Annotated in this window: 9 protein-coding genes; all 9 read right to left on the bottom strand. The window is 47.3% G+C overall.

The genetic code is table 11. The annotated features are described in order from the left end of the window. Positions 1-273: 273 nt before the first annotated feature. The 9 genes from C4S39_RS04640 to C4S39_RS04600 all read right to left on the bottom strand — a co-directional run bounded on the left by C4S39_RS04640 (position 274) and on the right by C4S39_RS04600 (position 11,572). Positions 274-1,872 carry a hypothetical protein gene (locus C4S39_RS04640; RefSeq protein WP_103965875.1) on the bottom strand — a complete coding sequence of 533 codons (1,599 nt, stop codon included), beginning with the start codon at positions 1,870-1,872 and terminating at the stop codon, positions 274-276. A 168-nt stretch (positions 1,873-2,040) separates the two neighbouring features. Beyond that, positions 2,041-2,964 carry a bile acid:sodium symporter family protein gene (locus tag C4S39_RS04635; protein WP_103965874.1) on the bottom strand — a complete coding sequence of 308 codons (924 nt, stop codon included), beginning with the start codon at positions 2,962-2,964 and terminating at the stop codon, positions 2,041-2,043. A gap of 188 nt (positions 2,965-3,152) precedes the next feature. Then, a complete protein-coding gene (locus C4S39_RS04630) occupies positions 3,153-6,335 on the bottom strand; it encodes a TonB-dependent receptor (RefSeq protein WP_103965873.1) in 3,183 nt (1,060 codons plus the stop codon). A 122-nt stretch (positions 6,336-6,457) separates the two neighbouring features. Continuing rightward, a complete protein-coding gene (locus tag C4S39_RS04625; protein ID WP_103965872.1) occupies positions 6,458-7,633 on the bottom strand; it encodes a tetratricopeptide repeat protein in 1,176 nt (391 codons plus the stop codon). Between the two features lie 8 nt (positions 7,634-7,641). Continuing rightward, positions 7,642-8,277, bottom strand: a complete 636-nt coding sequence (locus tag C4S39_RS04620; RefSeq protein WP_258039288.1) for an energy transducer TonB — start codon at positions 8,275-8,277, stop codon at positions 7,642-7,644. Between the two features lie 5 nt (positions 8,278-8,282). Next, on the bottom strand, positions 8,283-8,687 hold the full coding sequence (locus C4S39_RS04615) for an ExbD/TolR family protein (protein WP_103965870.1): 405 nt from the start codon (positions 8,685-8,687) through the stop codon (positions 8,283-8,285). Further along, positions 8,684-9,310, bottom strand: a complete 627-nt coding sequence (locus C4S39_RS04610) for a MotA/TolQ/ExbB proton channel family protein (protein WP_074720592.1) — start codon at positions 9,308-9,310, stop codon at positions 8,684-8,686. Before C4S39_RS04610 ends, C4S39_RS04615 begins: the two co-directional genes overlap by 4 nt. A 1-nt stretch (position 9,311) precedes the next feature. Beyond that, positions 9,312-10,805 (bottom strand): MotA/TolQ/ExbB proton channel family protein, encoded by a 1,494-nt coding sequence (locus tag C4S39_RS04605; protein WP_103965869.1) that lies wholly within the window; start codon positions 10,803-10,805, stop codon positions 9,312-9,314. After that, on the bottom strand, positions 10,802-11,572 hold the full coding sequence (locus tag C4S39_RS04600; protein WP_258039287.1) for a DUF3450 domain-containing protein: 771 nt from the start codon (positions 11,570-11,572) through the stop codon (positions 10,802-10,804). Before C4S39_RS04600 ends, C4S39_RS04605 begins: the two co-directional genes overlap by 4 nt. Positions 11,573-12,323: the final 751 nt, after the last annotated feature.

Genomic DNA, 12,323 nt, shown 5'->3' with positions numbered 1-12,323 from the left:
TGCCGCAACTATATCGGCCTAATATGAAACGCTGATGTCAACTGAATGAATTTTTCATGAATGCTTGAAGTCATTGAGGTCCGATAGTTTGCAACATAGGATTTTTCACACCGAGCGAATCAGGCTCTTTGAGTTTTATCGTTTAAATAAAAAAATCGCTGGCGCCTCGAAAGGCAAATCCAGCGATCTCTTTTCAACGAACAAGTTGCGTATTGCTGATCGAAAACTTCAACCCATGCGTAACAACAACAGAGCGTTCAAGACAGACGCATATTAATTAAAGTTAAATGTCCATTCTCTGGTCCAATCGTCGTTCTCATCCTTGAATGCACCCACATAATCGACTGCGGTGAAGAAAGGATCGCTCACTGCGACTCCACCCAAGGTTAGCGGTGAGCCGGAGGCTGGCAAATAACCGCTCAGCAAAGGATCGCCTTCTTGATTTTCGGATTGAGACAAGAACCAATCCGCTGTTGTAAACGTGGCACCTTCACCATCCGCAAAGTTGCCAGTGCAATTAACAAATGAATTTTGTATGGTCAAAGTGCCGCTTAAGCTGCCAGGAGTACCCGCATGGGCAAAAGTTGCCGGACCATCAATCGTTAAGCATGACGAGAATCCACCCACAACCACAGAATTCCAGATATTGACACCGGTTCCACGACGCAACAATATGCCTTCCACAGCACTGCCTGCTCGACCGAGAATGGTCATGTTGGACAAAATTGGCTGAGCGCGGGGAGTACTGCCATTGTCGACTTCGTTGTTATCGGCTTCAATTCCGCGATCCCCTGAATCCGCCGCCTGCTTGATCAAAATAAACTGTGCACGGCCTTGCCAGCCATTGGTCCAATCGAGAGAATCGTCACGAATGTTCGTTAACACCAAATGTTTCATTTGCACGGTGCCACCGAAAACTTCGATACCATCATCCAAACCTGCGTGCACCTGCACGTAATCAACAATCGTTCCTGAACCCACGCCATTAAACGTCAAGCCGTTAAGCTCCTCATCCTGACGAACCGCATCACCGGCAAAAAGAATTTGTACATATTTAAGCACGCCGCTGTTATCCGCAGGATTATTACCGCCATAAATCTCGGTGGTGACCGCCTCGAAAGGAACTTCGCACACGGGTACACCTGCATTACATCCGTTAACCGGCGCATTACCCGCCAGAACCAGGCCGGCCCACTCGCCTGCATCCTGACCCACTGCGCCCGTCATGACAATGGGATTGTCCGGTGTGCCTTCAGCCAGAATTCTTGAACCACGTCTGACCCATAAATAAGCCTTATCCAGTCCGATGATATTGGTTCCCGGATTAATTGTTAAAGTAGCACTTTGTGTGTTATCACCGCCCACATAGACAGGCCCCTCGAGTACCCACACAATATTTTTTGTCAAAGTGACATTGGTTGTAATCGTGCCGCTCAAGACACAAGAATTCTCTGCCGGTCCTGGTGGCGCAAAACCAGGGCAACCCGTAAATGCATTATTCGCCAGTTGCTCGATCGTAAAACGCATCGGATCCGATCCCGGCACCAATTTCAATTTGCCATAAAAACTATCGGCCCCAACCACAACCGAAGGAACATGCACTGAGCTCGTATCGAAATCAAACACGTTACGTTGTCCCGTGGTAGCTGCAATAGGATTGGCCGCAATCAACTGTAATCCGTCTCCAACGAGCTGCAATTGCGCGCTATAGAATTCTGATGATCCGCCAATCAAAAGCTCAACCACGGGAAGATCGACAATACCCGATGCCGGATCGTATGTGGCCGTTGCCTGTACATTGAATGTCGCGGCACTCAATAACACTGCCGACGCAGTCATTAATTTTTCTTTTATATGTTTTAATCTGAACATGATTTACCCACCTCCAAGTTTTAAATAGGTACGCAAATCTAACAGGCCAACATGACAGGGATATTACATTCCCATGTAAATTAAAAATTCGGTTAACTAAAAAATAAAAGGGTTGACGGCCGAATTTATTGCCTGTAATCGTAAGCCGTCCCGATTGGATATGTGCAACTAAGATGGGGCTCGGATACGCCACAAGACAGCCAGCAGGCTGCCAATCAATACGTGCATGAGCGCCGAAACCGCGCCCGCAACGGGCGTCAGAAGCAACATTGGAAATGCCTGTTTAGCCAGCACAATGGCCAAACCGGAATTCTGCATGCCCACTTCAATCGCAATCGTACGTGCGGTTTGCAACTGGCAACCCAGTAGCTTTGCCAAGTGATAGCCAATGAAAAAACCACCCCCATGCAGCAGGGCTGTAGCAAGAAGCAATTCTGCGCCATGATTGAGAATGGATTGCGCATGAGCTGCAAACACAATAGCGCAGATTACACATACACCCAGCACTGACAGAAAAGGTGCAACCGGCATCACGCAACATACCAATCGAGGCATCCAGCGATTGAGCAGAACGCCCAGCGCAACGGGCAGTATTACCACTTGCAGTGTCTGCTTGAATAGCAACCAGCTATCCACCGGGACAAGCGCACCGGCAAACAACTGAGTGAGCAATGGCGTTAAAACGACCGCAGCCAGAGTGGAACAGACCGTCATAATCACGGAAAGCGCCACATCCGCCTTGGCAATATAAGTCACCAGATTTGAAGCCGTTCCGCCAGGGCAGCACCCCACCAGAATCAGACCAACCGCAAAATAATCGGGCAAATTGAGCGCATAAGCAATGCCAAAAGCCAGCAAGGGCATGATGGAGTATTGTGCCGCAAAACCAATTGCAACCGTTTTGGGCATACGGGTAACCCGGCGAAAATCATCGAAGGTGAGCGTCAGGCCCATACATAGCATGACAAACGCCAGAATTAGCACTACGATGGAACCTTGATTCAGGAAAATCAGCCATTCCGGCCAGATTAATGCGGCCGTGCACAGCACAATCATCCATAGCGGAAATAACAGCGTTAATTTATGCAACATGCTTACCGGATACCGTGCATATCTGCTGCAGATCCGGATCCGCAAACTAACCAACAAGCATTCGCAAAGGAGATCAGTGATTCATCGGAAGCCATCAGCAACAAAATAAAGTGAAAGGAATTACAATCCGGCGACACTCTACATGAAATTGGCGCTTAACAGCCACTAAATCGTATTATTTCCTACAATCAATAAGCCAGGCGAACGCTAAAATTAAAGAAGCGCCCACGACGGAATTGTCGGCTGATTTCATCGCCTTGCATGATGAGCACATCGTCATCCAATAGATTTTGTGCTGATGCCTGCATCGATATTCCTCGATACAAATTCTGGCTGAGCACAAAGTCGACTTGGTGAAATGGCTGCTCGTATTTATCGGGTGTTCCCAATAGCCCTGCGGCTACGATACGTTTGCTGGAGACGTTGTACAATAAGGTCGCTTGGGTCTTCCATGCCGGATTATCATAGCCGATCTGAAAATTAACGATATGCGAAGAATGTCCCTGCAAGGGTCTCGAAACGGTCGTCAGCGATGCCAGATTCTCGGCACTTAACTGAACCTTCGATGTAGACCATGTGTAATTGCCGCCCACATAAAAATTTTGCAACTGCGGATGCACAAAATCCAATTTTTTTAACAATTCGAATTCAAACCCATAAATATTCGCTTTATCCGTATTCTGATAAGTATTCAGCACGCCAGAGCCGACTTGAGTGACCAGTTCAATGGGATTGGTCAAATCTTTCCAGAAAAAACCGGCAAAGATATTTTCACTGGGCGATAAGTAATATTCCCAACGTACATCCCAGTTGGTGATCGCGGTTTGTTTGAGATTCGGATTACCGATGGTTTCCTGGTTGGTATTGATATCCGTAAAGGGGGCGATGGATAATTCCCTGAAATCCGGCCGTGATAATGTTTGGCTAAATCCCGCCCGCAGTTGTTGTTTGTCCGTAAGAAACATCGTGGCCGTTGCTGCCGGCAACATATCAACTCTGTTGAGTCTTGCGGTTGTGGGCAAATTGTCCTTGAATGTATTGACCTTCTGATCATTATCTTCCCATCGCAATCCACCGGTGATATTGACTCTATCATGCAACAACCAATCCATTTTTCCATAGTAAGAAAAGAGGTTTTGAGAAGCAGTATAGCTTTCGCTGGCCCGGGTAACATCACGCAGTTGAAATCCATTCCTGCCGATGAAGGCGGGCTGCAGGATATTTTCCACCGAAGGTTGAGCTAAAACGGAATTATCGAAGGATGTTGTAAAATAATTAAAGCGCTGAATATTCGAATCACGGGTTTTATCCTGAGTGATAAAACCGCCTTGCATCGTTATTTTATGATCACGCAAAACCTCTAATGGCAATTTCCCATCGACACGCCAGCTTCGATCCCGATCGATGAGGTCGGAATACATGATCTGATTGCTATCAACCTGGCGCGAAAAAGAGAAATTGCCGTTTCTTGAAACATCATCGTAGCGATAATCGCGTGTTTTAGGCTCAACCCGATCGGCGGTCGCATCGGTAAACAACCAGTTAATGGTAAAATCCTTCAATTGATCAAATCGGTGCTCACCTCCTACCTGATGCATGAATAATTGATTCGAGAAAAATTTAAGCCGGGTTCTGCGGATATCAAAAGTTTCAGCATCGGTAAATCCCTGAGCAACTCTGGCTTCATCGAAAGATTGGCGCAAGAACATGGTTTTCGCAAAAAGCTTATGGGTATCCTTGTATTGCAGTTCTGTTCCGCCATAACCCGTCAGATGCGCTTCACGTAGCGACCGTTGCGTATCGAAATCCATTTTCTTGATCAACTCGCCATCATCTGTAGCAAATTCGCGATTGATTTCGTTCTGCCTTCTAAATTCCTGTTTCCAGCCAGCGGCTGCAATGTAGCCCCAGGTAAAATCACCTTTAGAAAAACGATCGCCGACGGAAGCTTGTATTCCTGTATCGGGACCGATTGTCTTCCTGTTAACATCCCATACGCCTGATAAATCCTCGCCAAGTTTTTCCAGTTGTACAGGCGTAACGCCATTCGGATTAAAGGGGGATTGCGGACGCAGATTTCCTTCCTGGATAGCAGCATCCAGTGAATCGGGTAAGGCGCGTGCGCCATCGTCATAACTGGTAAAATCAATGCCGCCCCCCTTGTACGTCAAACCTTCCTGAAAGGTGGTATTGTCATTAACACCCGCCTGCAAATTGAGGTTGAAAAAGAACTCATCCGGAATGCCGCGCGTGCGCATTTCCAGCGTGCCACCGGCAAACTCTGCCGGGCGATCCGGCGAGTAGGTTTTTTGCACCTGCACACTCTCAAGAATGTTGGTCGGAAAAAGATCCAGTGGCACCACGCGCCGGGTCGGATCCGGGCTGGGAATCGCTGCACCGTTCACCAATGTGGTTGAGAATCGCTCCCCCAATCCACGGATAAAAATGAACTGGCCGCCGACCAGAGTGAGTCCGGATGCCCTTCGTAATGCACTGGCAGCATCGCTATCGCCCGCACGACTAAATTGCTCGGCGCCCAATACGGTAGAAACGGATGTAGCGGTGCGTTGCTCTTCAATCACCGAAGCCACCGTCCCTGCCAGATGGGGCTCCAGAACCACATACTCAGCCAATTCAACACCTGCAGGCGTAAGCTTGAAGCTGAGCTCGGTGGTTTGCGCGTCAGTGATCCTGACATCATCCTGCGTTTGACTGCTGTAGGCACTATGTAACAAAGAAACGCTGTAATTGCCTGCCGCAACCGTTGCGCTTACCAGGCCCTGCTCATCGGTTCTTAGCTTTTGCTGGGATCCGCTCAGAAAAACCTGGACATCCTTGATCGGTTTCTGCGTTTCTGCGGATATCACTTGCACGGAAATAACACCTTCCCCCTGATCTTGCGCTTCGCTCGCGGTTGCATCCATACCCGCTATCGTTCCCGCGACCGAGCTTTCAATATTGAGCAATGGCTGCTTTTTTCCGGGGTAGAAGGTTATGAGTATTTGCGCGTTTTCAGCAGGACGCAAAGGTAAGTCGAAAGTAAATTCTTGATCCCGAGTTTTAAGCGTAAATTGATACGATCCGGGTGGCAATTTCCCCGCAATGCTCCCGTTAGCATTGGTTTTCAATACTGAATCACCTTCCGTGCGCCAATGATACGTCGAGGGCGTGGCTTCAAAAATTAATACTGCATTGGATTTGTCATATAACTCACTGGTGATTGATAGCTCAGCATTTTCAATCGGCAACCCATTCTGAAATAAATAAATCGCAAACTCGGCTTGCTCAGTTTCAGCTCGAGCAAAAGTGCTGATTAGCGCAATCGCGATTACACTGCAAAACCAGAAAATTTTTTTTAATTTTGTATTCATTTGGCGTATCAAGCCCCCTCTCCACTTACAGCACACTGGTTCATGGAGATAAATTCTAATTATGGATGGGCGGAAAGATCCGTCCCGGGCGGATGGTTAAGGCGGCATGGTGAACGTATGCATCAGGTGCACTGCCAGGGTTCGTTTTTGCATACCTCCATCAAGCGACGAAGTTCAGTGGCTTTACGAAACAGCTCGGCATTCGTGAGATGTTGCAGGTGCTTATCGACTGCGGAAAAACGGCGGCTCGAAAATAGCGCATAAGCCAATGCATAGCGAATATCCTGATCTTCCAATAAACCGGTGCGGTACAGGCTGGATTCCATGTTGGCAGCGTGCTCGAATTGCTTTAATGCCAGCAGAATCGATAATCGCTGTTTCAACTTCACTTTCTGATCACTGATACTCTCATTGAGCGTCAATGCTTTGTGAAACCGGCCTGCGCGCCGATAGATTTCGGCAGCTTCCGCCTGTAATACGGGATTCAATAACGCAGCCTGCTCCAGGATAAATGCTGCGGAATTCAGCTGCCCTTGATCCAGATAAGTATGCGCCAGCAGTTTTGCCACCATTTCCTCATGCGGGTATTGCAGGCGCGCAACTTCAAGAATGTTGATGGCTTCCTGATATTCCCGGCTCAAACGCAATGCATTGCCGAAGGCGACATAATCCGCAGCGGTTGCATCAGCGCGTTTGAAATATTCCCGGCCTAATCGGATAGCTTCCTGATAGAGTCCCAATTCAACAAAATAGAACACCTTGCGTTTGAGAAAACGAGAATCCGATGGGAAAGCCCGCTGTCCTTCATTCAAGGTATCGATCGCCGCTGTGGTTCGTTGCAAATGCCAATAGGATTCCGCTTTCAAACTGATCAAGACGGCATCCTTGTTAACCAACGCACCGGCCTTTTCAAGGGCATCAAGGGTATTTTTGTAATCTTTCACTCCGAAGTAAGCTTGCGCCAAATAGATAAAGATGGATGGATCTTTTTGCCCATTCCTGACTGCCAGTCGCAAGCTGTCTTTGGCTGCTTCAAGGTCGTTCAATCCCAAATACGCTAAACCTTGCAGCGTATAAAATCTGGCCAGATCGGTCTTTTTATTGCCGAGGTCGACACTTTGCAATGCCAGCAAAGCGCGATCATGATGACCGTCTTTGAGCATGACCGCAGCCAATTCAATAAAATCGGTGGGTTGCTGCGCCTTATTATCGTTTGCTCCCGCAGGATAAGCGTAACAATTCAAGGCGATAGCCACATAAATCAGGTAATGAAATTGCCAGGACCCTTGGTTTTTCATATCAACGATCAAGATAAATCAAAGCGAATTTTTTGCTTGGCCCAGACACGAACCGTGTCACCTTTATACTTCGCCGGCTCAAAATGCCAAGCGCGAATGCCTTGCAGCGCTGCCGCATCAAAAACTCCGGATGGGCTGGATTCCAGCACTTGTACCTGATTGACGGAACCATCGGTTTCAACCAATACCGACAAGACAACGTAACCCTTGATGCCATTCCTTTTGGCTGTCGGCGGATATTTGAACGATCCCCGCGCAATCGGTTTAGGTGGAATATCCACCAGATCGGCGGTCATGACGGCATTACCGGTCTTACCGAGCAAATTATCGTCAATATCGCGTTGTCCGTTATCCAAACCCAGCGAACCCAGATCAATGCCGGATAGCGCAGTATCCAATCCTTTGAAAGGTGTGGGCGCTTGCGGACGGGATACCTGCTTTTTAGGTTCCACTTTCTTGATTTCTTTTTTGGGTTCTTGTTTGATCTCCCGCGTCATACTGATTTCCGTCACATCCTGGGGAGGTGTTCTTTCAATCTTTCCCATGTAGTGATTTAATATCACGATCAGCCCAAACACAAATACCAACCCGAATAACATCGACACGGCTCCAGCCAGATGCTGTTTCATATTGATAGTTCTCATTTTCTTTATCCCGCTTCTTTTTTAGTTGCAACACCCACGCTTTCGGCACCCGCCAAACGCGCCTGATCCACTACTTCTACCAATCTTCCTGCCGGCACACCTTCATCCGTTACTACCAGAACAATTTTGTTGGAGGCCGTGTTCAACGCATCGCGTAACTTGCTTTGTATCAACCACAACCGCACGGGTTCGCCATCCATGTAAGTATCGCCGTTGCGATCGATAAACAAACGAATCGCCTTGCTCGATGCCGCTATGGCGCTATTCGCCTTGGGGCGCTCCAGTTCCAGTTTCATATCCTTAACAAAAGTCGTTGTCACCATAAAAAAAATCAGCAAGATAAAAACGATATCGATTAAGGGCGCCATATCAATGGTGGTTTCCACTTCGGCGGATTCTTTGTGTCTCATGATGAAAAGCTCTTGGTTGGGTGATGGTTAGGGATCTGATGGCACAGCAAATCCTTGACTTGCGCAAGATCCAACTCTATTTGCTGTTGCTTGCGGTTTAGCATGCTGTGCGCCAGCAAACCGGGAATGGCGACCGTAAGACCCATCTGGGTGGTAAACAAAGCTTGTGAAATACCGCCTGCGATTCCCCCGGATTGCGAATGCAAAGTCATCGTTGCCAATGAATCAAAGGTTTCGATCATCCCGATCACCGTTCCCAATAAACCCAACAAAGGGGAAATGATGATGACGATGCGAACCAGAACAGAAAATTTACCGATCTCCCTTTCATATTCGTAAAAAGCGGCATCCAAATGACGCCGCAAATTTTTCACCCCTTTCTTTTGCAATCGAACGCCTTGCTTAATGGCCTGAGCGACGATACTTGCAGCGGGCTTGTCATCGTGTTGCTGGTAATATTTCAATAAGTCGCGCACACCCATGCTTTTGGGTGATTTCATTACCCAGAATCGATAACCCAAGCCATACCATAGCAATAGGATGCACAGCACTAAAGGTGGCATTACAATTCCGCCTGCCGCCAGCAACTGTTTTATGATCAGAATGAATTCCGGGAAATCCATTTCAAGTATTACCTAAAGCCAAGGCAGCTTCATCCGCAGTGGGTACATTCAGTTCATCGATATCAAGTCCGCCACCCAAAAAAACATTGATGATTTTGAGCGCTGAATGCTCCATGTCACCTTTAATATTTTTCGCCCAGGAAGACAGCAATGAACCGAGCATCAATGCCGGAATGGCCACGATCAAGCCGAGTTGCGTGGTTACCAGAGCAATCGAGATACCATCCGACAAGAGCTTAGGATCTCCGGTGCCAAATTCGGTAATCATGTCAAAGGTTTCGATCATGCCCGTTACCGTACCCAGCAAACCGAGCAGCGGCGCCACGGAGGCAATCACCAATATCGCCGTGCCAAAACGATCCAATGGGCTGGATTCTTGCAGAATGGCTTCGTACACGATGCCTTCCATGTGATCCCGATCATCTTTCAAATGACGCAGGGTATAGTGCAACACGCGCCCGATCGCGGAAGAGTTGTCTTCACAGCTTTTCTTGGCCACCTCCAGATCGCCGGAAGCCAATTCACCGAGAATCTGCTCCGTCAATTGCTGGGTGTTAGCGCTATTCGTCCGCAGCAAATGGGCGCGGATCAGAACCAGCAAGACTGCAAGGCCGCCCAGTATCACAATGATCCAACCAATGGGACCTCCGGAATCGATAATCCCTATGAGGGTTTTTTCAGGAGATTCATCGATGGAACTGGTGCGTGATTCAAATAGATACAACTGCAAAACATCCGGCTGTTCGTTATTGCTCAATACAGTGGCGTTTTCTGCACCCGCATTTTTCCAAACCTTGAAATCTCCTCCCCCGGCAGGAACCAGACTCCCGCTGCCACCGTCGCTGATGCCATACGCCGCAATATTGCCCAGATGAATCACCGATCCTTCAACCTGTTTGCCGTTGGCCAGGAAAAAATGACCTGTCTTGGTCTGGATTGCACCGAGATTCCTCAGTAAAGACAATGCTTGCTTAAACAAAAAATCAACTTTGACCGGATCGTTATCCTTGGCTTCCTTCATTGCCTCCGGCATTTCTATGCCATGATTTTTCAAAGTCCCTTCAGCTTGCAAATAGGTGGTTTCCAGGGCATCGCTGCGTTCTATCACAGCGGCTTCCTTATGTTCCGATTCGCTAAGCTGTGCGCTTAACTGATCAATTCGGGCTGATCGTTCGACCGAGCTGCGTTCAAGCGCGTTGACTTTACCGCTCAACGCCTGCTCTTCCCGATTGGCGCTGGCCTGATAATTTCTCAAGCGTTCGGCCAATTCACGTTTCTGCGCTTCCAGAAAAGCATATTCACGCTTATAAGCCGTTTCCAGATTAACGGTATCCTGCTTGATTGAATTTGTTTTTTTGGCGGGTGCAGATTCAGGCTTTCTTTCAGGTGCTGAAACCGATACATTCTCAGTGGCTTCAGTGCCTTTCCGATCCTGCGCAAAAACCAAATGCGGCAGAATCATTGACAGTGTCAAGATTAATAATTTTATTTTCATTTTTTTAACGGATTCGGTAATTCAAAATAACCCTGGCGAATTTGCTTCTTCAATGAATCAAACAAATTCCTGATTCGCTCCCTATCGCCTGCGTTATCCACCATCTCAAACTTCCAGCCGCCTTGCGCCAGCTTCCTGGCCATGCCGCTTTGGTTATCCTTGGTTTGAAAGAAAAGAAATACTGTGCCCAGTTTGGCGATATCCACCAGCACTTTTTCCCCATCGAGCATGATCGTTTGCTGATAAATACCATTTTCCTTACTCAGACGAATTTCATCCTCAATCAATGACCAAGCCTGGTTGACTGCCTTGTTGGGATCTATTTGCTGATTGATCAGATTGTTTTCCAGATCATTAATCGCCTTGACACGATCTTCCATTTTGAATGGAAAGCCGGTTTGAATATGCAACCGGTATTCACCCAATGCCGCCAACAGAACCGGCTTCAGACTTTCGCCAGACTGCTCCGCCTGTTTCGCAGTAACGCCCAACTTCTCGATGGAATGCTGCAACTTCTCGATACTCAGTTTTTGCCGCCGCTCTTCAACACTCAAATCCGCCAATTGCGAATTCAATGCCGATATTCTGCTGCCGTGCTTTTCCTTCTCGATATCCAGCTGCATTTGTAGCGTTTCCACTTCACCGCGGATTTTGGCCAATGACTTGGCCAGGTTCTCCAGGCTATTCCCCATCGCTACAGACGTAGATAAAAGCAAGATCATCACGCTGGAAAATAAAGCTGCCTTTTTAAAAAAATGGTTATGCATAAATTCCTCATCAACAATGCCCATGCATACTACAAGTTGAATATTTCACTTTCATGACAGTTCGATGTCATTTCATCAATCCCTTCCGGGATCAATCAAAGCCATATTAATCAGAAAAAAACTCGAATACTGAAGCAACTCAGTCTGTTGGAATGTGGGGATGTCATCAATCTTTTAACGCCGGACTGGCAGACATCAGCTGTTAGTCAAACAAGATATTAAGAAACAGCGGATTGAGTGATTATTACGTTTGAGAAATAATTCGATGCTTTTGGATTGATATTTCCAGCAGTTCCACATATCTCGAGGTAACAATGAGTTTATTGGAATGGATAACGATATTGAATCGTTTTGAAGCTCTACCCAGTAGTAGCGGCTTGAGAAGTTTAAATGCAGCGCGACATAACCACTCTATTTTCATCAACGAAGATTATTGAGTGAATCAGCAATAAGTAATTCATATAGTTGCTGTCAGCCGCCAGAATTAGAGGTCATAGGTAGGTACACTGCCGAATTGCGCGTTGGGGCGGTTTCTTTGGCTTCATAGCCCCAAAGTATAAAAGCTGGTGATCGAATTGACTGACTAGACAATTCAATGCGTCGTAATTGTAAATGCGTTTATACGGCAGTGTAGATTGCAAAATAAAAACTCATGCAATCCATCGAAAATATACTCAATTCGGGACCTGCCCCTATTTTCCCCTTTCCTGCTGGTAAAATGGGAGCCAAAACTCCCATTTTGGATTTATCT

Origin of the sequence: Nitrosomonas ureae (genome assembly GCF_900108305.1) — a bacterium.
Classification (GTDB): domain Bacteria; phylum Pseudomonadota; class Gammaproteobacteria; order Burkholderiales; family Nitrosomonadaceae; genus Nitrosomonas; species Nitrosomonas ureae_B.
This window is presented reverse-complemented; position numbering and strand designations above follow the sequence as displayed.

Coding starts and splice junctions, on each gene's coding strand:
- C4S39_RS04640 (WP_103965875.1), bottom strand. CDS start 1,872: ATGTTCAGATTAAAACATATAAAAGAAAAATTAATGACTGCGTCGGCA.
- C4S39_RS04635 (WP_103965874.1), bottom strand. CDS start 2,964: ATGTTGCATAAATTAACGCTGTTATTTCCGCTATGGATGATTGTGCTG.
- C4S39_RS04630 (WP_103965873.1), bottom strand. CDS start 6,335: ATGAATACAAAATTAAAAAAAATTTTCTGGTTTTGCAGTGTAATCGCG.
- C4S39_RS04625 (WP_103965872.1), bottom strand. CDS start 7,633: ATGAAAAACCAAGGGTCCTGGCAATTTCATTACCTGATTTATGTGGCT.
- C4S39_RS04620 (WP_258039288.1), bottom strand. CDS start 8,277: ATGAGAACTATCAATATGAAACAGCATCTGGCTGGAGCCGTGTCGATG.
- C4S39_RS04615 (WP_103965870.1), bottom strand. CDS start 8,687: ATGAGACACAAAGAATCCGCCGAAGTGGAAACCACCATTGATATGGCG.
- C4S39_RS04610 (WP_074720592.1), bottom strand. CDS start 9,310: ATGGATTTCCCGGAATTCATTCTGATCATAAAACAGTTGCTGGCGGCA.
- C4S39_RS04605 (WP_103965869.1), bottom strand. CDS start 10,805: ATGAAAATAAAATTATTAATCTTGACACTGTCAATGATTCTGCCGCAT.
- C4S39_RS04600 (WP_258039287.1), bottom strand. CDS start 11,572: ATGCATAACCATTTTTTTAAAAAGGCAGCTTTATTTTCCAGCGTGATG.